The 25,485-nt window shown below is 67.8% G+C and carries 26 protein-coding genes and 1 riboswitch; of the genes, 12 read left to right on the top strand and 14 right to left on the bottom strand.

The window, feature by feature from the left end; translation table 11 throughout:
* Window positions 1-64 precede the first annotated feature (64 nt).
* A complete protein-coding gene (locus STRCI_RS16105; RefSeq protein WP_269659647.1) occupies window positions 65-1,078 on the top strand; it encodes an SEC-C domain-containing protein in 1,014 nt (337 codons plus the stop codon).
* A gap of 31 nt (window positions 1,079-1,109) precedes the next feature.
* Here STRCI_RS16105 and STRCI_RS16110 read toward each other — a convergent pair whose 3' ends face one another.
* Entirely contained in the window at window positions 1,110-1,577 is a 468-nt protein-coding gene (locus STRCI_RS16110; protein WP_269659648.1) for an SRPBCC family protein, read from the bottom strand.
* Window positions 1,578-1,744: 167 nt separating this feature from the next.
* Between STRCI_RS16110 and STRCI_RS16115 the strand changes: the two genes are divergently transcribed.
* Window positions 1,745-4,807, top strand: coding sequence for a DEAD/DEAH box helicase (locus STRCI_RS16115; protein WP_269664559.1), 3,063 nt, complete (start codon window positions 1,745-1,747; stop codon window positions 4,805-4,807).
* Window positions 4,808-4,824: 17 nt separating this feature from the next.
* On the opposite strand, the gene STRCI_RS16120 is transcribed toward STRCI_RS16115, so the two are convergent.
* Entirely contained in the window at window positions 4,825-5,400 is a 576-nt protein-coding gene (locus STRCI_RS16120) for a hypothetical protein (RefSeq protein ID WP_269659649.1), read from the bottom strand.
* A 102-nt stretch (window positions 5,401-5,502) separates the two neighbouring features.
* On the opposite strand from STRCI_RS16120, the gene STRCI_RS16125 reads away from it, so the two are divergent.
* On the top strand, window positions 5,503-6,534 hold the full coding sequence (locus STRCI_RS16125; RefSeq protein WP_269659650.1) for an SRA domain-containing endonuclease: 1,032 nt from the start codon (window positions 5,503-5,505) through the stop codon (window positions 6,532-6,534).
* Between the two features lie 48 nt (window positions 6,535-6,582).
* On the opposite strand, the gene STRCI_RS16130 is transcribed toward STRCI_RS16125, so the two are convergent.
* Window positions 6,583-7,254, bottom strand: coding sequence for an ATP-binding protein (locus STRCI_RS16130; protein ID WP_269659651.1), 672 nt, complete (start codon window positions 7,252-7,254; stop codon window positions 6,583-6,585).
* Window positions 7,255-7,524: 270 nt separating this feature from the next.
* On the opposite strand from STRCI_RS16130, the gene STRCI_RS16135 reads away from it, so the two are divergent.
* Both STRCI_RS16135 and STRCI_RS16140 read left to right on the top strand, forming a co-directional pair.
* Complete coding sequence (locus STRCI_RS16135) at window positions 7,525-8,376, top strand: helix-turn-helix domain-containing protein (RefSeq protein WP_269659652.1); 852 nt, start codon at window positions 7,525-7,527, stop codon at window positions 8,374-8,376.
* A 7-nt stretch (window positions 8,377-8,383) separates the two neighbouring features.
* Window positions 8,384-8,578, top strand: coding sequence for a hypothetical protein (locus tag STRCI_RS16140; protein ID WP_269659653.1), 195 nt, complete (start codon window positions 8,384-8,386; stop codon window positions 8,576-8,578).
* A gap of 91 nt (window positions 8,579-8,669) precedes the next feature.
* Here the strand turns inward: STRCI_RS16140 and STRCI_RS16145 are convergent, their stop codons facing one another.
* Window positions 8,670-8,972, bottom strand: a complete 303-nt coding sequence (locus STRCI_RS16145; protein WP_269659654.1) for a hypothetical protein — start codon at window positions 8,970-8,972, stop codon at window positions 8,670-8,672.
* Between the two features lie 125 nt (window positions 8,973-9,097).
* Here STRCI_RS16145 and STRCI_RS16150 point away from each other — a divergent pair, with 125 nt between their 5' ends.
* The 3 genes from STRCI_RS16150 (at window position 9,098) to STRCI_RS16160 (ending at window position 12,210) form a co-directional block, all read left to right on the top strand.
* On the top strand, window positions 9,098-9,910 hold the full coding sequence (locus tag STRCI_RS16150; RefSeq protein ID WP_269659655.1) for an alpha/beta fold hydrolase: 813 nt from the start codon (window positions 9,098-9,100) through the stop codon (window positions 9,908-9,910).
* Window positions 9,911-9,964: 54 nt separating this feature from the next.
* Window positions 9,965-11,641: a glycosyltransferase family A protein gene (locus tag STRCI_RS16155; protein WP_269659656.1), complete on the top strand. Its 1,677-nt coding sequence runs from the start codon at window positions 9,965-9,967 to the stop codon at window positions 11,639-11,641.
* Window positions 11,642-11,712: 71 nt separating this feature from the next.
* Complete coding sequence (locus STRCI_RS16160; RefSeq protein WP_269659657.1) at window positions 11,713-12,210, top strand: peptidylprolyl isomerase; 498 nt, start codon at window positions 11,713-11,715, stop codon at window positions 12,208-12,210.
* A gap of 62 nt (window positions 12,211-12,272) precedes the next feature.
* Here the strand turns inward: STRCI_RS16160 and STRCI_RS16165 are convergent, their stop codons facing one another.
* Window positions 12,273-12,635 carry a VOC family protein gene (locus STRCI_RS16165; RefSeq protein ID WP_269659658.1) on the bottom strand — a complete coding sequence of 121 codons (363 nt, stop codon included), beginning with the start codon at window positions 12,633-12,635 and terminating at the stop codon, window positions 12,273-12,275.
* Window positions 12,636-12,740: 105 nt separating this feature from the next.
* On the opposite strand from STRCI_RS16165, the gene STRCI_RS16170 reads away from it, so the two are divergent.
* Window positions 12,741-14,141, top strand: coding sequence for an alginate lyase family protein (locus tag STRCI_RS16170; RefSeq protein ID WP_269659659.1), 1,401 nt, complete (start codon window positions 12,741-12,743; stop codon window positions 14,139-14,141).
* Between the two features lie 84 nt (window positions 14,142-14,225).
* On the opposite strand, the gene STRCI_RS16175 is transcribed toward STRCI_RS16170, so the two are convergent.
* Entirely contained in the window at window positions 14,226-14,699 is a 474-nt protein-coding gene (locus STRCI_RS16175) for a carboxymuconolactone decarboxylase family protein (RefSeq protein ID WP_269659660.1), read from the bottom strand.
* A 95-nt stretch (window positions 14,700-14,794) separates the two neighbouring features.
* Window positions 14,795-16,219 carry a DUF445 domain-containing protein gene (locus STRCI_RS16180; protein ID WP_418953341.1) on the bottom strand — a complete coding sequence of 475 codons (1,425 nt, stop codon included), beginning with the start codon at window positions 16,217-16,219 and terminating at the stop codon, window positions 14,795-14,797.
* A gap of 172 nt (window positions 16,220-16,391) precedes the next feature.
* Between STRCI_RS16180 and STRCI_RS16185 the strand changes: the two genes are divergently transcribed.
* Window positions 16,392-17,726 carry an SGNH/GDSL hydrolase family protein gene (locus STRCI_RS16185; protein WP_269659662.1) on the top strand — a complete coding sequence of 445 codons (1,335 nt, stop codon included), beginning with the start codon at window positions 16,392-16,394 and terminating at the stop codon, window positions 17,724-17,726.
* A 22-nt stretch (window positions 17,727-17,748) separates the two neighbouring features.
* Here STRCI_RS16185 and STRCI_RS16190 read toward each other — a convergent pair whose 3' ends face one another.
* From STRCI_RS16190 to STRCI_RS16205, 4 genes are read right to left on the bottom strand one after another with little or no spacing between them, the layout of a single operon-like run.
* Complete coding sequence (locus tag STRCI_RS16190; RefSeq protein WP_269659663.1) at window positions 17,749-18,462, bottom strand: DUF1707 SHOCT-like domain-containing protein; 714 nt, start codon at window positions 18,460-18,462, stop codon at window positions 17,749-17,751.
* A gap of 32 nt (window positions 18,463-18,494) precedes the next feature.
* Window positions 18,495-19,481: an ABC transporter ATP-binding protein gene (locus tag STRCI_RS16195; protein WP_418953461.1), complete on the bottom strand. Its 987-nt coding sequence runs from the start codon at window positions 19,479-19,481 to the stop codon at window positions 18,495-18,497.
* Window positions 19,462-20,238, bottom strand: coding sequence for an ABC transporter permease (locus tag STRCI_RS16200; RefSeq protein WP_269664560.1), 777 nt, complete (start codon window positions 20,236-20,238; stop codon window positions 19,462-19,464). The genes STRCI_RS16195 and STRCI_RS16200 overlap by 20 nt, the downstream gene beginning before the upstream one ends.
* Window positions 20,239-20,284: 46 nt before the next feature.
* The gene (locus STRCI_RS16205; RefSeq protein ID WP_269659665.1) at window positions 20,285-21,085 is read right to left on the bottom strand and encodes an ABC transporter permease; all 801 of its coding nucleotides are present in this window, start codon (window positions 21,083-21,085) and stop codon (window positions 20,285-20,287) included.
* 203 nt (window positions 21,086-21,288) lie between these two features.
* On the opposite strand from STRCI_RS16205, the gene STRCI_RS16210 reads away from it, so the two are divergent.
* A complete protein-coding gene (locus tag STRCI_RS16210) occupies window positions 21,289-23,667 on the top strand; it encodes a transglycosylase domain-containing protein (protein WP_269659666.1) in 2,379 nt (792 codons plus the stop codon).
* 17 nt (window positions 23,668-23,684) lie between these two features.
* Here STRCI_RS16210 and sugE read toward each other — a convergent pair whose 3' ends face one another.
* The 3 genes from sugE to STRCI_RS16225 all read right to left on the bottom strand — a co-directional run bounded on the left by sugE (window position 23,685) and on the right by STRCI_RS16225 (window position 24,889).
* Window positions 23,685-24,005, bottom strand: a complete 321-nt coding sequence (gene sugE, locus STRCI_RS16215; protein ID WP_269659667.1) for a quaternary ammonium compound efflux SMR transporter SugE — start codon at window positions 24,003-24,005, stop codon at window positions 23,685-23,687.
* A 37-nt stretch (window positions 24,006-24,042) separates the two neighbouring features.
* A riboswitch (guanidine-III (ykkC-III) riboswitch) is annotated at window positions 24,043-24,106 on the bottom strand.
* 56 nt (window positions 24,107-24,162) lie between these two features.
* On the bottom strand, window positions 24,163-24,465 hold the full coding sequence (locus tag STRCI_RS16220; RefSeq protein WP_125517739.1) for a GroES family chaperonin: 303 nt from the start codon (window positions 24,463-24,465) through the stop codon (window positions 24,163-24,165).
* Between the two features lie 94 nt (window positions 24,466-24,559).
* A complete protein-coding gene (locus tag STRCI_RS16225) occupies window positions 24,560-24,889 on the bottom strand; it encodes a DUF3618 domain-containing protein (RefSeq protein WP_269659669.1) in 330 nt (109 codons plus the stop codon).
* A gap of 93 nt (window positions 24,890-24,982) precedes the next feature.
* On the opposite strand from STRCI_RS16225, the gene bcp reads away from it, so the two are divergent.
* The gene (gene bcp, locus STRCI_RS16230; RefSeq protein WP_269659670.1) at window positions 24,983-25,450 is read left to right on the top strand and encodes a thioredoxin-dependent thiol peroxidase; all 468 of its coding nucleotides are present in this window, start codon (window positions 24,983-24,985) and stop codon (window positions 25,448-25,450) included.
* Window positions 25,451-25,485 lie beyond the last annotated feature (35 nt).

Raw genomic sequence — 25,485 nt, forward strand, 5'->3', positions numbered from 1 at the left:
CCCCCGGGGTGCCTGGCCTGCGCATATCTCACGCTCGCCGGGCCCCCGCAGTACGGTGTCCCTCATGCGCCCCGACACGCCTGCCGAGAACGTCGACCACAACGCCGAAGCGGCACGCCTGGAGCGGACCGCCGGCCTGTACCCCGAGGACGCCGAAGCCCTGCTCCTGCGGGCCGCGGCCCATCTGGAACTGGCCGGCGCCCGCCCCGCCGCGTCCACGCTCTACGACCGTCTGCTGTCGTCCCCGGCCTCACTGGAGCACCCGCACCTGGTCAGGTCCCTGAAGGCCGCGAACCTCTGGGAGTACGGCCATGAGGCGGAGGCCCGAGCGATCATCGACGGCGTCCGCGCGGAGGCGCCCCGGGACCCGGCGCCCTGGGTGATCGTGGCGGAGGCCCTGGAAGCACACGACGAGCTGGAGGCAGCGCAGGAGACGTTCACGGAGGGTGTACGCCTGCTGCTGACGGACGTGGCGGAGCCCCCGTACTCGACGCATCCGCTGCTGTACGGCCGGCACCGGGTGCGCAGGATGCTGGGCGTGGCGCATGACGAATGGGACAGGCTGGCGGACGCGCTGCACCCCTCCGCCGTCTCCCTCGACGAACTCCACGACCCGAAGCGCGTCTGGTCCCTCGGCTCGGACAACCCGGCGGAACTGACGGCGGAGATCAACCGCCTCCGCGCGGAACTGGGCGCCTACCGGGAGGCCCTGTCCCGCCCGTTCCCGGTGGCGGTGCTGCACTGGCCGGAGCCCGAACTGACGGAACTCCTGGGGGCGTACCCGACCCTCGCGGAGGAGTACCCGTCCCACGCCACCCACCTGTCGACGATAGAGACGTCCCTGCGCGAACTCGCCTCCTCCGGCACCCCGAACCTGGGCATCGTGACGGGCACGGTCCCGTCGTACGAGGCCTTCGCAGCGTCGGAGGCCTCGTCCCCGGGCGAGGTGTCACTCCTGCCGCAGTACGCGACGACGCTGGCGGCACGGGGGCGGGCCGTGCAGTGGCCGCCGCAGCGGGGGGCGGTGTGCTGGTGCGGGTCGGGGCGGGGGTATGGGGGGTGTCATGGGGCGGAGTGACCAGGTAACGGGCTAACCGCCTGACCGGACCTCACCCGGTACGCCCCTCAACGGCAGCGGCCACGTCATCAAGATCCTTGGCGATGGCCTTGCTGACCGCCCGCTCACCCACCCGACCCAGCACCTTGGTCAGCACAGCCATGACCCCACCCCCGGTGGTGGTCCCCGTGAACGTCATGCGGACGGTAGTCGTCACCGGCCCGTCCGCACGCAGGTCCCACTCCGACACATAGTGCGAACCGTGCGACTCGGCCTCCACGACATACCGCGCAGGCACCTCACAGGCGGTCACCCACATCTCCTCGGTGGCGTCCTTCCCGAACATCCGCCGGGTCTCCCGCCAACGGGTACCCACCCCGAAGCCCCCTTCCGAGAGCACCTCGACCTTCGTGACACCGGTGAGGACACGCTCCATACCCGGAAGATCGGTAAGCGCTGCCCACACCGTGGCTTGATCTGCGGCGATACGGCGCTCGACTGCGACGGTCTTTCTGGTCATGGGTCCATGAAAGCAGCGAGCTCCGATAGCCGCCCGCTGCGAGGTGTCAGAGCTGCCTGCTACAACAGAGCCACTGCTATGTGAGGGATTGGGGATACGGCGTGGCTCTGCCGGGGGATCTGTCTCAGCCTGTCGCAGGTGTTTACGAAGAACTCGTCACGCAACGCATGCAGGAGCAGATGGAGCAGCTGAATGCAGCAGGCTGGAAAGCCATCGATGGCGAGGTCAGCAAGGAATCATCACCCCACGTAATCGCCCGGCATATCGGACGGGCTGTGGGCCATCGACTCAGCCAGCTCCCTCCTGACCAGCGCGTCGCCGTAGCCAACCAGATCATCGAGTCACTCGCATCCAGTGATGGTGTCGAGCTCATCGCCGATGGGCCTCGCCAGCTCCTTGCGCTGGCCGAGAAAGAAGCTCCTGGCGTCTACGCAATGCGCCCGCTTACCCCCCTCTCAGAGACCGCCCTCATCACCAACTCACCTGAGGATCCAAGCCTCGGTAGTGAGCTGCGTGCTGAGCTGGCGACCGCAGATCGCATCGATCTGCTCTGTGCCTTCGTCAAGTGGTACGGGCTACGCGTGCTTGAGGACTCTCTCCGCGCCGCTAAGGAGCGAGGCGTCCCGATTCGCGTTATTACGACCACCTATATCGGTGCAACCGACCGTCACGCGCTCGACCGACTCGTTCGCGACTTCGGCGCTGAGGTGAAGGTCAACTACGAGACTCGCTCGACACGTCTTCACGCAAAGGCATGGCTGTTTCGCCGTAAGAGCGGCTTCGATACGGCTTACGTCGGTAGCTCCAACCTTTCAAGGGCAGCACTACTCGACGGGCTGGAGTGGAACGTACGCCTGTCTTCGGTGGCCACGCCAGTGGTGCTCAACAAGTTCGAGGCCACCTTCGACGCTTACTGGAACGACATCGCTTTCGAGCTCTACGACCCGGATCGCGACGCGCTCAAGCTGGATGAGGCTCTAGGCGTAGCAGGTGGTTCGACAGCTGGACAAGACTTCAAGATCAGCCTCTCTGGTCTTGAAGTTCGGCCGTACCCACATCAGGCCGACATGCTGGAGCGACTTCACGTCGAGCGGGAAGTCCGAGGTCACCGCCACAACTTGCTCGTTGCTGCGACTGGTACGGGCAAGACCGTGATGGCCGCCCTTGACTACCGCGACCTACACAAGCAGTTGGGTGGCAAGCAGTACCCGAGGCTTCTCTTCGTGGCACACCGCAAAGAGATTCTGCTGCAGTCCTTGCGTAAGTATCGCGAAGTACTCGATGACGCATCTTTCGGGGAGGTTCTCTTCAGCGGTGAACTACCGCGCGACTGGAAGCACGTCTTCGCTAGTGTCCAGTCACTCACCGACCAGCGGCTCGACCAGTTCGACCCAGAGCACTTCGACATCATCGTCGTAGACGAGTTCCACCATGCCACCGCTACGACGTACCGCCGCGTCCTCAACCACTTCAAGCCGAAGCAGCTCCTGGGGCTAACCGCCACTCCAGAACGTGCGGACGGTCTCAACGTTCAAGACGAGTTCTTTGACGGACGGATCGCCGCCGAGATGCGGCTGTGGGAAGCCCTCGACAACGACCTCCTCTGCCCGTTCCATTACTTCGGTCTGCCCGACGGCACGGACCTCACCCGCCTCAACTGGCGTTCGGGAACATACGATCAAAGCCAGCTCGGTGAGCTGTTCTCCGCCGATCACGCCCGGGCACGCATCGTCATCAAACAGGTACGGGACAAGGTCTCCGACCCGATGAGCATGCGCGCACTCGGCTTCTGTGTCAGTAGGAAGCACGCTCACTTCATGGCGCAGTGCTTCCAGAGTGCAGGCTTCAAGGCCGCGGCCTTGGACAGCGAGTCAAAGCCCGAAGTCCGTGATCGGGTACTCGCCCAGCTCAAGGCCGGAGAGATCCAAGTCGTCTTCTCGGTAGACCTCTTCAACGAGGGCTTGGACATCCCTGACGTCGATACGCTGCTCCTCCTGCGCCCGACTAGCAGCGCCACCATCTTCCTTCAACAACTCGGTCGGGGCCTCCGCCGCACGCCAGACAAGCCCGTGCTCACAGTGCTCGACTTCATCGGCCAGCATCGTGCCGAGTTCAGGTTCGAGGAGCAGTTCCGTGCGATGACGAACTTGTCGCGCAACCGGCTTCTTGAGCACGCTGAGCACGACTTTCCGTTGCTGCCATCGGGCTGCCAGATCATCCTCGAAGGCAAGTCGAAGGACCTGGTCCTGGAGAACATCCGCACCCAGATCAAGGCCAACGTCCAGACCCTTGCCAAGGAAGTCAAGACGTTTGACACACCCCTGCTCGCCGACTACCTCAAGGAGAGCCGTCGTGAGATCAGGGAGTTGTATAAGGCGAGCAACTCATGGACTTCCGTGCTACGCCGAGCCAGCATGACTGACCTCCCCGAACAGACCGGCGAGGAAGACCTACTGAAGCGAGTGCACGCGTTCTTGCACGTGGATGACCTCGAACGCGCTGACGTCTACGCTCGCTTGTTGAGTGATGACGCGCCCACGTACGAGTCCCTGAATCCGAGGGACAAGACTCTCGCCCGCATGCTGTTCTTCAACCTCTGGGACAAGGCTGGAGGCTTCACTTCGTACTCAGAAGGGCTCGAATCGCTCCGTGTACAGCGAGCCCTCCGCAGCGAACTGCGGCAGGTACTTAAGCATGTAATGGGGCAGGCCGACCACTTCCCGATCCATCTCGAAGGCCCGCACGCACACATCCCGCTGAAAGTCCACAGCGCCTACAACCGCTCCGAGATCCTCGCCGCGCTAGGTGTCGCCCGGCTCAGTGGTCAGATGCCTGGATCCTTTGCCCAGGGCGTTCTGTGGGACGAGCCCATCCAGACGGATGCTCTGCTGATCACCCTCGAAAAGAACGAGAAGGACTTCTCACCCAGCGTCCGGTACAAGGACTACGCCCTGAGCCCCTCCCTCTTCCACTGGGAGTCGCAGAGCACAACCGCGGAGACCTCACCCACCGGGCTGCGCTACCAGCAGCACACTCAACGCGGAAGCCATGTGCTGATGTTCATGCGGCGCTATAAGGACACCGATATCGGCAAGGCCCAACCATGGATGCTGCTCGGCCCGGCGACTTACGTCCAGCACAAGGGCAGCAAGCCCATGGCCATCACCTGGCAGTTGCATCACGAACTGCCTGCGGATGTCTGGTCATACTCGGCGATCACCGCGGGGTAGCCGACGATGAGGATCCGCTAACTGACCGGCTGCTGTGGATCACGCACTATTTCTCCCGCCCTCTGGAGAAAGGCCGCATGGGCTTGCGCCATCTCTTCCTTAGCCTGGGTAAAGCGGAACCAGGCTGCGCTCATACTCTCGGGGTTCGCGCCCGCTACCGCCAACAAGGAGGCCACTGCCGCTATCGCCCTCTCCGTCAGGGTGTAGGCCAGTTCGTTTGCCTCACTTGGCCCCCAGAGTGCCAACTGGCTTGTTTTCGCCTGCACTTCAAGCGTGCCGTCGCCCAACTCCCGCCTTGCCGCGGCATCAAGTCCACCGCCGCTTCGCACCTCGGGGGCGATACGAGTGAGTACTTCATCGAGTACGGCATAGGCCGCAAAGAGCGCAGCAAAGGACTGGTGCCGCTGACTCCGCACCCACTGCCAGTGCTCTGCCGCCGCCTGACCGTGCACCTGGGCGAGAGCTGCTTCAACTGCCTTACGCCCGCCGGCTTCCGCTCCACCCTTGGCATACCTACCAGCAATCACGGCCCCAATGACTGCAGATGCGAATGCGATACCAGCCGCGACGAGAGTCCCCGTTGTCTCACCCATCGCACCATCCTCGCCTGCGCCCGACACGGCCACAAACGACCTTCCAGACGAACTGCATCACCTGCCACACCCTTCGAACAGTGAACGCACTAGCCTCAGCACATGACGACAGCACCCTCCGGGTTCCAGCCCGGCGACATCCTGACGCGTAAGCAGATCCACCCCGTACTTGGCGGCTCTGGCTTTGCCGGAATCTGTCCCGCCAAGGAGAAGCGCAACGTCCTCATTTTCTCCGACAGCAAGGCTGGCCAACGCTTCGGCTATCGCGATGGATGGCTTGCCGAAGATGACGACCACGGTCCTGTATTCACCTACACCGGCACAGGACAACAGGGCAACCAGGCCTTCGAAGGCGGCAACTTATCCATCCTGGAGCACGCCAGGATGGGACGCACTCTGCATCTATTCATCGCCGTGGGCAAGGTTCCCGGAAGCGCCATGCGAACGCACAGGTACATCGGGATGTTCAAGCTCGACGAGCGTAAGCCGTTCGAGATACGCGAGGCCAAAGATGAGTTGGGCCAGGATCGCGACGTCATCGTCTTCCGACTGCGCCCCATCGGCCACTACATTCGGGAAGCGTCTGACACTCTCGAACCAGCACCCCAATCCAGAATGAGGTTCAGTCGAACCGCAGGCCGCTACACCCGAGCAACTCGACGTCAGAGCCGCGTACGGCGGCCACAGACTGACGTCGACCAGGTAGCAGCAGCCCGCGATGATCTGGCGGATGCGTTCGAGGAGCGTGAGGCCGCAGGCGGGGAAACGATTGGTCAACTAGACCTATCGATGCGGAACTCAACCTCCCGGCTCATGTTCGACCTATACAACCCAACCAACAACACGGTGTATGAGCCGACAGGCACCGCGGCGAGCGAGTCCATCACGCAAGCTCTGGCTCAACTCCTACGCGCACGACGCTACTTGAATGAGATCCCACACGATCAGCCGCTGCACCTGATGGTGCTGGCACCGACCCTCCCCAATGTGGATCTCCGCGACCTGCTCGCAGAACACGGGATTGGCCTCGTGTACCGCAACGACAGCGGCGGCTTCTCCGAGTTTGAGATAGGCAGGTCCACAAGCAGCACACCACATGCTTTCCGCTGCCTGAATTGCCCCATACCCGCTTAAGTCCACCGCAGATCGGACTGCAAACCAGGTGCACCTGCCCAGGAGGCTCTAAGTCACTCCAAGCGAACATCGGTGGCGCCCAAGCGAAGCCACTTCAAAGGACTCCTGCGCTTCTTCGAGTAGCAATTCGGGATCAAGCCCGTGAGCCTGAGTCCAGCACAGGAGATCGACAATCAGGCTCGCGGCGCCCTTGGCCGCCTGATCGAGGGGCGCAACGCCCGCCCCCGTAAAGCGTGCGACATGGGCATCGTACGAGGACAGCAACCCGTCAGCGCGGGAGACGCGTTGGTCCTGAACATGTCCGTTGGGGGATGTGAGCGTTGTGGCCAGCTCGCACCACGTCGCCTTCCCGGCAGACGTACGGCGCACGCCCCATCTCTCCGACATCGCGTCAACGAGTGCGAGACCACGGCCTCTCTCGTCATGAGTTCCGGCGCAGTCGAGTGTCGGGACCGCGTCCGCATGCGGGTCCTGCACTTCCAGGTGGAGCTTTGTGCCGTTCATACAGACAGCAAGCACTGCGGGAGCACCTAACCCCACATGCTTGACTACGTTGGTGGCCAACTCAGTGACGCAGAGCTGAGCGTCCTCGAGCACACCAAGCAGTCCCCAGTACGTGAGATGCAGGCGCATGATCCGACGCAGAGCAGGCACCTCTCTTGGAGCGGCCTGAAAGGGAACCTCCCACCCTTTACGGGGTACGCAGTTGTCGTGGTTCACGTGCGGCCTCCTTGACTCAGTCGATCCATGCCACGCGTCACCCCCAGCGAGCAGTGGCCTGTCTCCCTGGCGCAGGCTCGCCGCCCCCAGGGCAGGAGAAGCCGACTAGCCTGCGCGATGCACTTCCGCTCGCTGCACGTGAGTAGCGCGATACTCAACGTAGAGACGCTGAGGTAAATTTGCCATCCACTTCGGCAAAAATGCCTCGATCGTGGTTCGGGCATGGAAGACACGGCAGACTGCGGCTCAACGCAGACCGGAAGGAACGGCATGTCCCCGAAGGCACTCCTCAGTCACCGCCAGAAGCGCCTGGGTCATGAGTTGCGCAGCATGCGGGTAGCTGTAGGGATGTCGGCAGAGCAGGCGGCGAACCTCCTCGGCGTCGACCGAGGAAAGATCTCCAACATGGAGTCCGGGGTTCGGAACATCAGCGAGGCGCGTCTACGCCTCTTGGCTCACCATTGCCAGTGTCACGATGAGAAGTACGTCGATGCGTTGGTCGACATGGCCTCGGCCGGCAATCAGGGTTGGTGGGAGCAGTACCGCGGATCTCTCCCTCAAGGTCTTCTCGACATCGCAGAGTTGGAGACGCGGGCCACTCGCATGCGAGTGGCGTCCACAGTGCATATTCCGGGCCTGTTGCAGACAACGGACCACGCCTTGGCGGTCTTTCGAGCCGTCCTCCCACCCCTACCGGAACACGAGGTGGCAATGAGGGCCGCCCATCGCAGCCATCGCCAGGAGGTTCTGCGAGATGATGCCCCTCCCGCCATAGCCGCGATCGTTCATGAGGCGGCCCTCCGAATGCAGTTCGGAGGGCGTCGGGTGGCCCGTGAGCAACTTCAGCACTTGCTGAACCAGTCCGAACGGCCCAGCGTGACGGTCTTGGTAGTGCCCTTCATCCATGGAGCATTCCCCGGTGCAGGCCAGACCGTGTTGTACGCGGAAGGGCCCACGGAACGCTTGGACACAGTGCAGATCGACAACTCTCACGGCCCGGATTTCCTTCACGGCCCGTCCGAGTTGGCCAAGTATCGTGCCCAGTTGGATCGAACGGAAGATCTCAGCCTGTCCCCAGACGACTCAAGGGACTTGATCAACACCATCGCACGCGAACTCTAGGGGCGTCATGCACGAGATCCAGTGGGAAGAGCCCTTCTGCGGGGAGGGCAATGCGTGCTTCCTGATAGGGGTGGACGAAGATGGCAACGCTTACATAGCAGTGCACGGCCAGGAGGATCGATTCATCACGGACAGTCGAGAGGCCCTGCGCACCATGATCCTCAACATCAAGGCAGGCAAGGCAGATCACCTGCTCCGGTGAAGCGGCACCTTACGCGTCAACTCAGTGACTCAATAACTCTCAAGAAGCCCACCCCACGGCTTGCCCCCCGTGGATCCCCGATCCCCTTGGATCAGCCGTTGCGGTCGGCCACGGCCCAGGAGGCGAGGGCGACGGCTCCGGCGACGCCGACCACGGCCGGCCAGGCGCCGACCTTCTTGGCGAGGGGGTGGGACCCGGCGAAGGCGGCGACGTACGCGGCCGTCAGCGCGCCCGCGGCCGGTCCGCCGGCCCGCTGCCGCCACTGCTTGGCGGCGGCCGCCCCGGCCGCGGCGAGCACGACACCGCCGAGCGGCCGCTTCTTCGTCCACCGGGCCACGCCGTACCCGCCGACGAGCCCGCCCGCGGCGATCGCCGCGCTGGGAATCTTCGCCATGTCTGCCTGCCTCCTGCCTAAGTGACTGATGAGACAGAGGCTAATCGTCCCGCTCGACGATCACTCGAACACCCCGGACGGGGGTGAGTGACAGGATCGCGTCACACCGACCGAAGAGAGCACCGGTGACACAGAACCAGCACTTCACCACCCCCGACGGCACCCGCATCGCCTACCGCGACCACCGCGCCCCCGGCCCCGCGGTACTCCTCCTCCACGGCCTGGCGGGCCACCAGGGCGAGTGGGACGACCTGACGGGGCGCCTGCGGGCCGACGGCCACCGAGTGGTGACGTACGACGCAAGAGGCCACGGCGCGAGCACCCGCCGCCCGCGGAGCGTGACCCGGGAGGTGTGCGTGGCGGACGCGGCGGCGCTGGTAGAGCACCTATCGCTGTCCGCCGTGACGCTGGTGGGCCAGTCCCTGGGCGGCCATACGGCGATGCTGCTGGCGGCGGCCCGTCCGGACCTGGTGTCGGCGCTGGTCCTGATCGAGGCAGGCCCGGGACGTACTCCCGCGGAGACCCCCGCCCAGATAGGCGCGTGGCTGGACAGCTGGCCGAGGCCGTTCAAGTCGTTCCAGGAGGCGAGCGATTTCCTCGGCCACGAGGGCTGGGCGAGGGGTCTGGAGGAGCGGGAGGACGGCTGGTGGCCGCGGGTGGACCGGGACGTGATGGTGGGGATGATCACAGACCTGACGAGGCGCGACCACTGGGCCGATTGGAGCCGTACGGCGGCACCCGCGCTGGTGATCAGGGGCGCGGACGGCTGGCTGCCGGAGGAGGAGTTCGAGGCGATGCCGACCCGCCGCGGCGCCCTGACCGAACTGCGCACGATCCCGGCGGCGGGGCACGACGTACACCTGGATCAGCCGGAGGGGCTGTATGCGGTGATGGAGGCGTTCATGGCCGCGACATCGCGCCGTACCCCCAGAAGCTGACATAGCGTGTCATCTACGTACAAATGAACCGTAGGTGAATCCCAGGGGCCAGCCATGCGCAAAGTCACCGTCGTAGTCCCCGTCCACAACGCCGGCGACTACCTGCACCGCTGCGCCGCTTCCCTCCTCCACCAGACCATCGGCCGCGACGCGTACGAGATCGTCTACGTCGACGACGGCTCGACCGACGGCTCCGGAGCGCGCCTGGACCGGCTGGCGGCACAGCACCCGCACCTCGTGCGCGTGGTGCACCAGGAGAATTCCGGCTGGCCGGGCAAACCCCGGAATGTCGGAGTGCGCCACGCCCGCGGTGAGTACGTGCAGTTCGTCGACCAGGACGACGAGTTGATGCCGGAGGCGCTGGAGAATCTGTACACCCTCGCGATGCGCAACGACTCGGACATCGTGCTGGGCCGGGTGGTCGGCACGATGCAGGCGCCCAGCCGGGTCTTCAAGCGCACCGTCGACCGCTGCACCGTCGCCGACGCCCCGCTCTTCGAGAGCCTGACCCCGCACAAGATGTTCCGCCGGGCCTTCCTCCTCGACCACGGCATCGAGTTCCCCGAGGGCCGGGTGCGGCTGGAGGACCAACTGTTCATGGCCCGCGCCTACGTGCGCGCCAAGACGGTCTCGATCCTCTCCACGCCCAGCTACGTCTGGAACCGCCGCGAGGACGGCGGCAACACCAGCGCCTCGGCCACGACGCCGGAGACGTACTACGCCTACCTGCGCCAGGTGATCGACGCGGTGAAGGAGGGCACCGACCCGGGCCCGCTCCAGGACGACCTCCTGCGCCGCTCCTACCGGGTGGAACTCCTGCGCCCCGTGAGCGAACCGAGAGTCCTGCAACGCAGCGGCGCGGCCCTGGACCGCTACTTCACCACGGTCCGCCGTACGGCCCTCGACTGCTTCCCCACGGGCGTACGGGAGGGCCTGCCCGCGATCTCCCGTCTGAGGGCGACCCTGCTGGAGGAGGGCCGCCTGGACTCCCTGGTCGAGCTGGCGCGGAGGGTGGCGGCGATCAGGCCGCGCCTGACCGTGGAGGACATCCACTGGAGCCGCGACGCGCTCCACATCACCACGACAATCGACATGCTCCGCCCGGACGGGGAGCCTCTCACGCTGTACGAGCGTCAGGGCCGGCTCTGCCTCGACCCCGAGCTCCTGAACGGCATCAAGGGCGCCGAGAACTGGGTGGTCCCGAACCCCCTGGCGCATGCCGAGGGTGAACTGCTGACCCATGACACGGCCCGCGACGCGTGGTGGTTTCCGGACGGGGACCTGATGCCACGGACGGAACCGGCGGGCGGGCGCCACCACCGCGTAGTGCTCTCGGGCACGACGAGGATCGACCCGCTGACCCTGGCGGACGGCGAGCCCCTGCTGCCCGGTACGCACCTGGTGTGGGCGAGTGCGCAGCTCCTGGGGGTGGGCCGCCGAGCACGCGTCATTCCGGACGGCAGCCTCGCACGGATCCCCACGGCGTCCGCGGGCAGCCCGCCCCGTCTGATCATCCCGACGAGGACACCCCGCGAGGGGCAACTACGGCTGGCGGTGGGCCCGCCGGGCGCCACGGCCCTTCACCACCGTCTGCTCCTGCGCACCACGACCTCCCCCGACCTGCGCCGTACGACCCGCAGACTGCTCCGCCACCTCCCGCCGGCGCTGCGCCGCAGGGCGGGCGGGCTGGCGAGACGCGCGGACCCGTGGAGCACCCCGAAAGACCACTGACCGCACGCCATGACGTCGTCGACAACCCCCTGTGACTGTGGCACGGGGCCGGAGGGTGCAGGATGGGGGGTATGACTACCAAGGTCTACTTCGACATCACCATCAACGGCGAGCCCGCGGGACGCATCAACTTCAACCTCTACGACGACGTCGTCCCGAAGACGGCCGAGAACTTCCGTGCCCTGGCCACGGGCGAGAAGGGCTTCGGCTACGCCGGTTCCTCCTTCCACCGGGTCATCCCGGACTTCATGCTCCAGGGCGGCGACTTCACCGCCGGCAACGGCACGGGCGGCAAGAGCATCTACGGCGAGAAGTTCGCCGACGAGAACTTCCAGCTCAAGCACACCCGCCCCGGCCTTCTCTCGATGGCCAACGCGGGCCCGAACACCAACGGCTCCCAGTTCTTCATCACGACGATCGTCACCGACTGGCTGGACGGCAAGCACGTCGTCTTCGGCGAGGTCGCGGACGAGGACAGCATGAAGCTGGTCAAGAAGATCGAGGCGCTGGGCTCGCGCAGCGGCACGACGTCGGCGAAGATCACGATCTCGGCGTCGGGTCAGCTCTGACGGAACCAACAGACCTGACGGCCGGGGTGGCATGAGCACTGCCGCCCCGGCCGCTGCTGTCCTCAGCGGTCCTTGTGTGTCAGCACATTCACCACCCGCCCACCCGGATCCCGGACGAAGAACCTCCGCACCCCCCACTCCTCGTCCCGCAGCTCGCGCACGATCTCCGCGCCGGAGGCGATGACCTGGGCGTACACCGCGTCCACGTCCTCGACCTCCACGCTGAGGTCGGGGACGACCGGGGCCGTGCGTTCCTCGGTGAAGAGGCTGATCTGGGCGGTGGGGTTGGCGGGGGACGCCAGCGTGGTGACCCAGCCCATGTTCATGACCTCCTCGAAGCCGAGGAGGCCGTAGAAGTCGCGGCTCTGGGCCAGCGCCTCGGCGGACTCGATCTGGATGTTCGGGACGATTCTGCGGATGGTCATCGCGGGCCTCCGGGTCGGCGCCACCGGTTTCCCGGTTTCTGTTATCCCCTCCCCCTACCCCCCGTCTCCTCTGCGTCCCCACCCCCGACGCCGAGGTACGCGCACGTGATACGTCAGATCAGCCGCCGCAGCCTGCTCAAGGCGACCGGTGCCACGGCGGGAGCCGCGGCCGTCGCCGGCGGTACGGCCACCCCCGCCGCTGCCGCCGGGGCCTACGCCCACCCCGGGCTCCTGCACACCGGCTCCGACCTGGGCCGCATGGCCGAGAAGGTCGGCAAGGGCGCCACGCCCCAGACCGCCGGATTCGCCAGGCTCACCGCCAACCGGCACTCCCAAAGCGCCTGGACCGCCAACCCCCAGGCCACCGTCCACCGCGGCGCCGGCTCGCCGCAGAACTACGCGATCCTCTACAACGACATCCACGCCGCCTACCAGAACGCCCTGCGCGGACACGTCAGCGGTGACGACGTCCATCTCGACACCGCCGTCGAGATCCTCAACGCCTGGTCCGGGAAGCTGACCGGACTCGCGGGCAGCGCCGACCGGTTCCTCGCCGCCGGGCTGTACGGCTATCAGTTCGCCAACGCCGCCGAACTCGTCCGCGACCACCCGGACTTCGACCTCGCCCGGTTCCAGGAGATGCTCAGCACCGTCTTCGGCTCGCTCAGCGACGACTTCCTGGTCCGGCACAACGGCGCCGTCGTCTCCAACTACTGGACCAACTGGGACCTCACCGCCATGGCCTGCGTCCTGGCCACCGGCCTCTTCTGCGACGACCGGGCCCAAGTCGCCCGCGCCGTTGACTATTTCAAGCATGGAGAAGGGCTCGGGTCGGTTCAGAACGCCATTCCCGTCCTGCACGACGACGGGCTCGGTGAGTGGCTGGAGGCCGGGCGGGACCAGGGGCACGCGCTGCTCGGGGTCGGGCTGATGGGCACGTTCTGCGAGATGGCCTGGAACCAGGGCATCGATCTGTACGGCCACGACGACAGCCGCTTCCTCAAGGGCGCCCAGTACGTGGCCAAGTGGGCCATGGGCGGGGAGGTGCCGTTCACCGCCGGCACCCGGGAGAAGGGCGCGGTCAACGGCTGGTCGGGAAGTGAGACCGTCACCGAGGCCGCCCCGGTCGACCCGGCCATGACCCGGCCCGTCTGGGCGATGATCGCCAACCACTACACCAGGCGCCGGGACCAGGACGCCTCCTACCTCACGCGGATCGCCGCTCGGTCCGGCCCCGAGGGCGGGGGCGGGGACTACGGTCCCAACAGTGGCGGGTACGACCAGCTCGGCTTCGGGACGCTGGCGTTCACGCGGGACAGGGCGGTCGTACGGGTGACGCCCTCTGCCAGTCCGTCCGGCGGCGCCCGCCCCCAGGGAGGCTCCAGCACCGGCGGCCTCGCCGCGACCGGCTCCGACGACCTCCTCGGCTGGGCCGCCGCGACCGGCATCGGCGCGCTGGCGGGCGGGTTGCTGTTGCTGCGCCGCCGGGGCAGGTCCGCCGAGTAGGCCGGACGCGAGGGGGCCGGGCCAAGGGGGCGCGCACCCGCGCCCCTGCCCATCAGCGGCCCGCAGCCCCGTGCTCGACCCACCTCACCCGAACATGCCCACCACGTAGTCCCCCGCCGGCTGCTGCAGCATCACGTTGACCCGGTTGTAGGTGTTGATCAGCGCGATGATCGCCACCAGCGCCCCGAGCTGCTCCTCGTCGTAGTGCTTGGCGGCGTTCTCCCACACCTCGGCCGGGACGCCGCCCGCCGCGTCGGCGATGCGGGTGCCCTGCTCGGCCAGTTCCAGCGCGGCGCGCTCCGGCTCGGTGAAGACCGTCGCCTCGCGCCAGGTCGCGACGAGGTGGAGGCGCTGGTGGGTCTCCCCGGCCGCGGCGGCGTCCTTGGTGTGCATGTCGGTGCAGTAGCCGCAGCCGTTGATCTGGCTGGCGCGGATCTTCACGAGCTCCGCGGTCGAGTCGGGCAGCGTCGAGTCGGCCACCGCCTTGGCCGCGGTGTTGACGTGCCGGAAGACCTTGGCCAGGACCGGGTTCTCGAAGAGGTTGAGGCGGGCTTCCATGACTGGCTCCTTAGCCGTCGTAGGTGATGACACCCCTATGACGGGACAGCCCGGCCCTGTGTGACACGGAGAAAAGTGACCTGCGCCACTCCCTGCTACGCCCCCAGCGCCCGCGACACCGTATAGATCAGCAGCCCGGCCAGCGAGCCCACCACCGTGCCGTTGATCCGGATGAACTGCAGGTCACGGCCGATGTGCGCCTCGATCTTCCTCGTCGTGTGCTCGGCGTCCCAGCTCGCCACGGTGTCGGTGATCAGGGAGGTGATCTCCTTGCGGTAGGTGGTGACGACGTAGACCGCGGCGCCCTCCACCCAGCTGTCGACCTTCCGCTGGAGCTTGGGGTCCTGCGCCATCCGGGCGCCCAGCGACAGCAGTGAGGCCCGCAGCCGCAGCCGCAGCTCGCTGCGCTCGTCCTCCGCCGCCGAGACGATCATGGACCGGACGGCCGTCCAGGCGGAGGCGATCAGGTCCTGCACCTCGCCCCGGCCGAGCACCTCGCCCTTGAGCCGCTCCACGCGCGCCCGGGTCTCGGTGTCGGACTGGAGGTCGGAGGCGAAGTCGTTGAGGAAGCGGTCGAGGGCGCCGCGCGCCGGATGGGAGGGCATGTCGCGCATCTCGGTGACGAAGCGCAGCAGTTCCTTGTAGACGCGCTCGCCGACCCGCTTGTCGACGAAGCGGGGGGTCCAGCCGGGCGCGCCGCCCTGGACGGCGTCCATGACCTGCTCGTCGTGCAGGACCAGCCAGTCGTGCGCGCGGGCCACGACGAGGTCGACGAAGCGCTTGTGGCCGCCGTCGGCCACCACCTTCTCCAGCATCTTGCCGATGCCGGGGCCGATCTCCTGGGCGTCGGCCCGCCGGGTGATCGCCTCCCCGACGACCGCCTGGACGTCGGAGTCCCGCAGCACGGTCAGCGCGCCCCGCAGCGCCGCCGACAGTTCGGCGGTGACCCGGTCGGCGTGGTCCGGTTCGGCCAGCCAGGCGCCGAGTCTGCTGCCGATGCCGACGGAGCGCAGCCGCTGCCGTACGACGTCCTCGGAGAGGAAGTTCTCGCCGACGAACTCGCCCAGGGAGACGCCCAGCTGGTCCTTCTTGGTGGGGATGATCGCGGTGTGCGGGATGGGGATGCCGAGGGGGTGGCGGAAGAGGGCCGTGACAGCGAACCAGTCGGCCAGCGCGCCGACCATGCCCGCCTCGGCGGCCGCGGCGACATAGCCCGCCCAGGTGCCGGCGCCCTCGTTCGACGCCCATTTGGCGAGGACGTACACCAGGGCGACGAAGAGCAGCAGTCCGGTCGCGGTGAGCTTCATCCGGCGGACGCCGCGCTGCTTCTCCTCGTCGGCGGCGCTGAAGGTCGTCATCGCACGGACGGCCGAGGCGGGGACGCCGACAGGATTGGCCGGTGCGCCGCGCCGGGAATGCTCCCCTACGTCCGAAGACCCCGACAGTTCCGTTTTCGATCGTTCCATCCGCTCCACCCGTCCGCGATCCCCGTACACATTGTCCCTTCCTGACCGACTCATGGAACGGAACAAGAGTTCCCCGCGTCTGTTCGAAGGGGGGAACACCGGGGAAATCTCCGGGTTGGTCCATGGCCCAATGGGGGGTCCGTTCGAGTCCTCCCCCCTCATGACGCATCATGAGATGATCACATCGGAGCCTCGGGCTCCCATTGCCCGAGGAGATACGCACCGCATGACCAGGCGTTACGGTTATGCCCTGCTGTCCGCCGTCGTCGCCCTGATCCTGGGCCTGTCCGCGGCGATCTACGTAGGTGTCGCCGCCGACGACGGAAGCGGCCGCGAGTCCACCCTGGCCAGCGGGAACACCCCGCGCAACCAGGCAGCACCGGTCTCCACCGGCACCTGGGTCGGCTCCTGGTCGACCTCGCCGGCCGCCGCCGAGCCCGGCACCGAGACGGAGGGCATGGCGGGACGTTCGGTCCGCAACGTCGTGCACACCGGTGTCGGCGGTACGAGTGCCCGGATCACGCTGTCCAACCTGTTCGGCCAGTCGCCGCTGACCATCACGCACGCCTCGCTGGCCGTCGCCTCCGGGTCGGACACGGCCGCCGCGGTGACGCACACCATGCGGCGGCTCACCTTCGGCGGCGACACCACGGTCGTCATCCCGCCGGGCGGGCAGGTCATGAGCGACGCCGTGCGCGTGGGCATCCCCGCGGACGCGAACGTGCTGGTCACGACGTACTCCCCGACCGCCTCGGGCCCGGTCACCTACCACCCGCACGCGCGCCAGACCTCCTACGTCGCCCGGGGCGACCGGACCGAGGACGCGACCGGCACGGCGTACACGGAGGAGGTCGGCGTCTGGCGGTACCTCACCGCGCTGGACGTGCTGTCCAGGGACGCCGACGGCACGATCGTGGTGCTCGGGGACTCGCTGACCGACGGGATCACCTCCACCTCGGGGGCCAACCGCCGCTGGACGGACGCCCTTTCGCGGCGGCTGCGCACGGCACTCGCGGCCGGGGAGGACCTGCCGCGCTACAGCGTGGTCAACCAGGGGATCAGCGGAAACCGGATCCTGACCGGCGGGCTCGGCCGTCCCGCGGACAACCCGAGCGGCCTGGACCGCTTCGGCCGTGACGTGCTGAACATGACGAACGTGAAGGTCGTCGTCATCGTCCTCGGCGTCAACGACATCCTCCGCGACCCGCAGCTCGCCGACCCGAACCGCATCCTCGGCGGCCTGCGCACCATAGTCGGCCAGGCCCACGCGCGCGGACTGAAGGTGATCGGCGCGACGCTGATGCCGTTCCAGGGCCACCGGGGCTACACCGACCAGCGGGAAGCGGTCCGCCAGCAGATCAACGCGGAGATCCGGGCGGGCAAGGTCTTCGACTCGGTGGCGGACTTCGACGAGGCGCTGCGGGACCCGTACAACCCGCGCAAGCTCCGGGCCGACTACGACTCGGGCGATCACCTTCACATGAGCGACCGGGGCTATGAGGAGATGGCGGAGGCCGTGGATCTGGAGAGCCTGAAGGGGTCGGCCCCGGCGCGGCTCTGAGCCGCCCACCCGACCCGGACGGTCAGTCGTCGTCCCGCGACCGGTGGTGGAAGCCGTGCCCGTCCAGGGCACCGCGCGCCCTGCGCCGGTCCAGCTTCTCCTGGCGGCGCTCCTCGCGCAGCCGCCGGCGTTCGGCCTTGGTGACCTTGCGCTCCACCCCGACCCCGCCCCAGAAAGCGAAGCCGGTGACGATGACGCGCGGGGCGCCGGGGTCGCCCGGAACCCCGTCCTCGCTCTGATCGAAGCCGCCCATGATGCCGATCCCGCGGGTCGCCACCTCCACGCCGGGCGGCACGATGACGTTCACCCCGCCCATGATCGCCACGCAGTTGATCACGACCTCGCGGTCCGCGAAGTTCGCGTCGCGCAGGTCGATCTCCCCACCGCCCCAGAAGGCGAAGCAGTTGAAGCGGCGCGGCACGGTCCAGCGGCCCTTGCGCTCGAAGCCGGACAGGACCGCGACCCCCAGCGTGGAGGAACCCTCGCCGCCGGTGATGCGGCTCGGCCAACTGCCTTCCGGCTCGGGGCCCTTGACCAGGCTCACGGTGCCGGCCGCCGGCAGGTCACGGGTGAGGGGGGTCAGTTCCCCGTACGTCCGCGCCCGGTACGTCGCGTCCAGCCGCTCCCCGAACTCCTCCATGTCGAGGCGCCCCTCGGCCATGGCCTCCCGCAGGATCTCGGCGACCCGCTCACGGTCGGCGTCGGATGCTCGAAGCTCAGGGAGTTCTTCGGTCATGCGTTCAGCCTACGAGTTCCGACGGCCCGGCACTATGCGGTGGCCTTGTCGGCGTACATCCGCGCGATCACGGCCTCGATGTCGGGTTCCCGTACGGACAGGTCGACCAGCGGATACTCCGCCGCGATCCGGGCGACCAGGCCCGCCGCCGACTCGCCCGCCGGGAACGCCAGCCACTGCCGCGGGCCCTCCACCTTCACCACCCGTGCCGCCTCACCCACCTCGATCGGCGCCAGTTCCCGCTCCAGGTCCACCACCAGGATCCGCTCGCTGCCGCCCGCCTCGTGCAGCCCGGCCAGCGCGCCGTCGTAGACCATGCGGCCGTGGTCGATGACCATCACCCGGGAGCAGAGCTGCTCGATGTCCTGGAGATCGTGTGTGGTGAGCAGGACCGTGGTGCCTCGGTCGCTGTTCAACTCCCGGAGGAATCCGCGGACCTTCGCCTTCGAGATCACGTCCAGGCCGATCGTCGGCTCGTCCAGGTACAGCACCTCGGGGTCGTGCAGCAGCGCCGCCGCGATGTCGCCGCGCATCCGCTGGCCCAGCGACAGTTGCCGTACCGGCACCTCCAACAGGCCGCCCAGCTCCAGGAGTTCCACACAGCGGTCGAGGTTCTCGCGGTAACGGCCGTCCGGGATGCGGTACATGCGGTGCATCAGCTTGTAGGAGTCGATCAGCGGCAGGTCCCACCAGAGCGTGGTGCGCTGGCCGAAGACGACGCCGATCCGGTGCGCCAGCCGCCTGCGCTCCCGCGAGGGGTCGATCCCGGCGACCCGCAGCCGCCCTCCGCTGGGCGTCAGGATCCCGGTCAGCATCTTGATCGTCGTCGACTTGCCCGCGCCGTTCGGACCGATGTACCCGACCATCTCGCCCCGCGCCACGGTGAAGGAGATCGAGTCGACCGCCCGCACCTGCCGCCGCTCCCGCTTCAGGAACCCGGTCCTGCGGCGCACGTCGAAGACCTTCTCGACGCCGTCCACCTCAATGAACACGCAACCCTCAACTCCCCGTGCTTCGATACGCCCGCAGCCCCGACCGCCACGCGAGACCGGCCACCGCAGCGAACCCCGCCGCCACCATCGGCGGGGCGAACGCCGCCCACTCAGGCAGCCCCAGCGGGTACGGCCGCCCCAGCACATAAGCGGCCGGCACCCAGTTGACGAAGGCCAGCGGCAGCAGATACGTCACCCCGCGCACCAGATCCGTACCGAACACCGTCGGCGGGTACTGGAGCAGCGTGTTGCCGCCGTACGTGAACGCGTTCTGCACCTCGGCCGCGTCCTGCGCCACGAACTGGAAGGCCGCGCCCGCCACGAACACCGAGCTGAAGATCACCCCACCGCAGATCACCATCACCGGCACCAGCAGCACCTTCGCCGCCGTCCAGTCGACGTCCACGGCCATCAGCGCGTACCCCAGCACCAGCACGCCCTGGGTGATCCGGCCCAGCCTGCGCAGCGCGAACTGGTCGGCGCCGACCTGGGCGAGCACCGGCGCGGGGCGCACCAGCAGGATGTCGAAGGAGCCGTCGCGGATCCGGCCGCCGAGGACGTCCATCGAGCCGAGCAGCAGATCGGCGAGGCCGAACGCGGTCGCGGCCAGGCCGTACAGCAGGGCGACCTCGGGCAGCGTCCAGCCGCCGAGCGTGTCGACCTGCGAGAACATCAGCAGGATCGCCGCGAAGTCCAGCCCGGTGATCAGCAGGTTGCCGACCACCGTGAGGGCGAAGGAGGTGCGGTAGGCCGTCGTGGAGCGGATCCACATCCCGGCGATCATCCGGTACGCCCGAAGTCCCTCCCCGAGCCGGGACGGCACGGAAGTCTCAGCCACCCTGCACCACCACCCGACGCGTCGCCGCCGACTGCAGCAGCCGCCCCGCCGCCAGCAGCACCACCGCCCAGACCGCCTGGAAGGCGTACGCGCTCCCCAGCGAGGTCTCCCCCATCAGCACGTCCGCCGGGACCTGGAGCTGCGCCGCCCACGGCAGCGCCCGCACCAGGTCCCCCCACGGCTCCGGGAAGGCGTTCAGCGGCAGGACCATGCCGGAGCAGAAGACTCCCGTGATCATCAGGGTCTGGGTGACGCCCCGGTCGTCCATCAGCCAGAACATCGTCAGCGCGGCCAGATAGCGGATCCCGAAGCTCACCAGCATCGCCAGCGCCACCGAGACCAGGAAGGCCGCCCAGGTGGCCGCGGACCGGGGCAGCGCCATGGTGAAGAACAGCGCGCCGAACGCGAACGGGATCAACCCGCGGCCCAGCAGCTGGAACACGGAACGGCCCAAGTCGCTGGCCAGCCACCACAGTTGGAGGTCGGCCGGACGGTACAGATCGACCGCGATCTCCCCGGTGCGGATGCGGGCCATCAGGTCCTTCTCGGCGCCGCCGCCCTGGATCGCGAGCGTCGAGAACAGGGCCTGCCCCAGCCACGCATAGGTGACGGCCTGGGTCTGGTCGTACCCCCCGAGGTGCGGTCTCTCGTCCCACAGCGCCAGGTAGGTGTACACCAGGATGACCCCGAAGACGGTGTTGGTGAACACCCCGGCGGCGGTGGCGGCCCGATAGGTCGCGTACCGTCTGAATCCCCCCGCCGCGACGGCCCCGTACAACCGTCCGGAACCCACCGCCACAGCCCTCCTCGCCCGCCGGACACCGAAGCGCAGGAGCCTAGCGCGCAGCCGGTGACGCCCGCCACGCGTTTTCCGTTGCCGAAGCGTGCCGTGATCCGGGAACGGAACGCATGGTGCGAGAGTCTTCAACTGGGGGCGCAGAACGCGTACAAGGTCGTACGGGAACGTATGACGCGAAACAGGAGTCACGGCACCAGATGAGCGACGAGCCGCAGCCACAGCCGCAGCCAGAGCAGTCGACCGGGAAGGCCAAGCGGCCCAGGCGCACCGGCTGGCGTCGGCTGATCCCCACCTGGCGCATGGTGCTCGGCACCTTCGTCATCGGCATGATGCTGCTGGCCGGCCTGTTCTTCCTCGGCTACTCCCTGGTCAAGATCCCGCCGGCCAACGCGCTCGCCACCAAGCAGAGCAACGTCTTCCTGTACGCCGACGGCTCCCAGCTCGCCCGGGACGGCGAGGTCAACCGGGAGAACGTCAACCTCGCGCAGATCTCCAAGGAGGCCCAGCACGCCGTACTGGCCGCCGAGGACCGGGACTTCTACAGCGAGTCCGCCATCGACCCCAAGGCGATGGTGCGCGCCGGCTGGAACACCGCCACCGGCAAGGGCAAGCAGTCCGGCTCCACGATCACCCAGCAGTACGTCAAGAACTACTACCTGGCACAGGAACAGACCGTCACCCGCAAGGTGAAGGAGTTCTTCATCTCCATCAAGCTGGACCGCGAGGAGTCCAAGGACGAGATCCTGGAGGGCTACCTCAACACCAGCTACTTCGGCCGCAACGCCTACGGCATCCAGGCCGCCGCCCAGGCCTACTACGGCATCGACGCCGCCGAACTCACCGCCGCCCAGGGCGCCTACCTGGCCGCGCTGCTCAACGCGCCCAGCGAGTACGACGTCGTCGCGCACCCCGAGAACAAGGCCGCCGCCGAGGCCCGTTGGGAGTACGTCCTGGACGGCATGGTCAAGGAGGGCTGGCTGAGCCAGGCGGAGCGGACGGGCGTGAAGTTCCCGATGCCGAAGGAGGCCACTGTCTCCACCAACCTGTCCGGGCAGCGCGGTTACATCGTGCGGATCGTCAAGGACTACCTCATCACGAACAAGATCGTGGATGAGAAGGAGCTGGAGGCGGGCGGCTACCGCATCACCACCACCCTCAACAAGACCCGGCAGGACGCCTTCGTCAAGGCCGTCAACGACCAGCTGATGGACAAGCTCGACCCCAAGGCCCGCAAGGTCGACTCCTACGTCCGCGCGGGCGGCGCCTCCGTCGACCCCAGGACCGGCAAGGTCGTGGCGATGTACAACGGCATCGACTACGTCAAGCAGTACACCCCGAACGCCACCCGCCGGGACTTCCAGGTCGGCTCCACCTTCAAGCCGTTCGTGTTCACCTCCGCCGTCGAGAACACCTCCAACACCCAGGACGGCCGCCTGATCACCCCCAACACGCTCTACGACGGCACCAACGTGCGCCCCGTCCAGGGCTGGACCGGCGAGACCTACGCCCCCGAGAACGAGGACCAGTACTCCTACGGCGACATCACTGTCCGCGAGGCCACCGACAAGTCGGTGAACTCGGTGTACGCGCAGATGGCCGTGGACGTCGGCCCCGAGAAGGTCAAGCAGACCGCGATCGACCTCGGACTGCCCACGAACACCCCGGACCTGGAGCCGTACCCCTCGATCGCGCTGGGCACCGCCACCGCCAGCGTGCTGGACATGGCGGAGGCGTACGCGACGCTCGCCAACCACGGCAAGCACGGCACGTACACGATGATCGAGCGGATCACCAAGGACGGCACCGACGTCATCGACCTGCCCGAGCGCAAGACCTCCCAGGTCGTCAGCCGGGCCGCCGCCGACACCACGACCTCGGTGCTCCAGAGCGTCGTGGAGTCCGGCACCGCCACCGCCGCCCAGGCCGCGGGCCGCCCCGCCGCCGGCAAGACCGGCACCGCGGAGGAGGACATGGCGGCCTGGTTCGCCGGCTACACCCCCGAACTCGCCACCGTCGTCGCCGTGATGGGCCAGGACCCGGTCACCGCCGAGCACAAGCCGCTGTACAAGGTGATGGGCCTGCCGCGCATCAACGGCGGCGGGGCGCCCGCGGAGATCTGGGCGCAGTTCACCAAGGACGCCCTCAAGGGCAAGCCGGTCACCGAGTTCGACCTGGAGCTCCAGGAGGGCGCGGACATCGTCGACACCCTGCCCGTCGCGCCGAGCACCGACCCGGGCACGGGCGACGAGGACGAGGACCAGGGCGGGACGACGACCGGCGGCACGGACACCGGCGGCACCACCGACGGCGGCACGACCACCGGCGAGACGACCGGCGACACCACCACCGGCGGCGGGACGACGACCGGCGGCACGGACGGCGGCACGACGGACGGCGGCACCACCACCGACGGCGGCACGACCACCGGCGAGACGACCGGCGGGGACACCACCACGGGCGGCGGTACGGCGGACGGCGGCACGACCGGCGACACGACCACCGGGGGCGGGACGACAGGGAGCACGACGGGGGTGGGGACGGCGGCGGGGCCGCTGTCGAGCCGTAGAGAGGACTGACCGCCGGGAACCCCTGCTCAGTGACCGCTGGTCGCCTTGAGCCCCACCACGGCGACCAGCAGCAGACACACGAAGAAGATCCGCGCGGCGGTGGCCGGCTCGCCCAGCACCACCATCCCGACCACCGCCGCACCGGCCGCCCCGATACCGACCCACACTCCGTAGGCGGTGCCGATGGGCAGGGAACGGGCGGCGTACGACAGCAGCAGCATGCTGGCGACGATTCCGGCGCCGGTGAGGAGGCTGGGCACCAGGCGGGTGAACCCGTCGGTGTACTTCATCCCGACCGACCAGCCGACTTCGAGCAGACCGGCGACGACGAGCAGGACCCAGGCCATGGGGAACCTCCGGGAGACGGATACGCGAACGGACGTCGGTGCGTCGTCTTTGCGTTGTCCCGGTACGGCGCGTCTCGTCGGGGTTGCCTTCAAAGCTAGCAAAGGAATGACAGAAGGGGCCGGTGACGATGGTCACCGGCCCCTTCGAGCCACCGAACTACAGGTACAGGCCGGTCGAGTCCTCGGAGCCCTCGAACCGGTCGGCGGCAACGGCGTGCAGATCGCGCTCCCGCATCAGCACATAGGCGACGCCCCGCACCTCGACCTCGGCCCGGTCCTCCGGGTCGTACAGCACCCGGTCACCGGGCTCCACCGTCCGTACGTTCTGCCCCACCGCGACGACCTCGGCCCAGGCCAGCCGACGGCCGACCGCGGCGGTGGCCGGAATCAGGATCCCGCCACCGGAACGCCGCTCGCCCTCGCTGGTGTCCTGCCGCACCAGAACCCGGTCGTGCAGCATCCGGATGGGCAGCTTGTCGTGGTGGGGGGTGTCGTTTCTGTTGGCGCTCACGCCTCGAACCTACCTGCCTTTTCCGCGTCCGTACGCCGCCGGGTCAGCGCTTGCGGCGCCGGGTGCCGACGGCGAGCAGCCCCACGACCCCCACCACGAGCAGCGCGGCGGGGATGACCCGCTCCAGCCGGGGAGCTCCCTCGTCGTCGACGAACTTGGCCCTGACGTCGCTGACGACGCGGTTGGCCTGGACGTAGGCCCGCCCGAGAGTGTGATCGATATTAGAGACGACCTTGGCCTTGGCATCCCCGACGATGGTCTTCGGGTGGACCCGAACCCCGATCTCGTCGAGCGTCTCGGCCAGCACTTCGCGGCGGCGCCTGATGTCCGCCTCGATCTGCGCCGGGGTTCTGGTGTCCGACGTTTCCGCCACCGTACGGCCTCCGAAGTCCGCTGATACTGTTCCGGACAGTCTGTCAGCTCTCCGCGCCGCCGCACTGTCAGGACCCCCGGTTACGCTAGCGAGATGAGCGAGCGACTCCAGCCCGGGGACGTAGCCCCCGCCTTCACCCTCCCCGACGCCGACGGCAAGGGCGTCTCCCTGTCGGACCACAAGGGCCGCAAGGTCATCGTGTACTTCTACCCGGCGGCCCTCACACCCGGCTGCACGAAGCAGGCCTGCGACTTCACGGACAACCTGGAACTCCTGGCCGGCGCCGGCTACGACGTCATCGGCATCTCCCCCGACACCCCCGAGAAGCTGGCGAAGTTCCGCGACAAGGAGTCCCTGAAGGTGACCCTCCTCGCGGACCCCGAGAAGACGGTCACCGAGTCCTACGGCGCCTACGGCGAGAAGAAGAACTACGGCAAGACGTACCTGGGCGTCATCCGCTCCACGATCGTCGTGGACGAGCAGGGCAAGGTCGAACGAGCCCTCTACAACGTCCGTGCCACGGGCCACGTAGCCAAGATCATCAAGGACCTGGGCATCTGACTCCCCTGCCCGGCCAGTAGCATGACCGGGCAGTC

Origin of the sequence: Streptomyces cinnabarinus (genome assembly GCF_027270315.1) — a bacterium.
GTDB classification, from domain to species: domain Bacteria; phylum Actinomycetota; class Actinomycetes; order Streptomycetales; family Streptomycetaceae; genus Streptomyces; species Streptomyces cinnabarinus.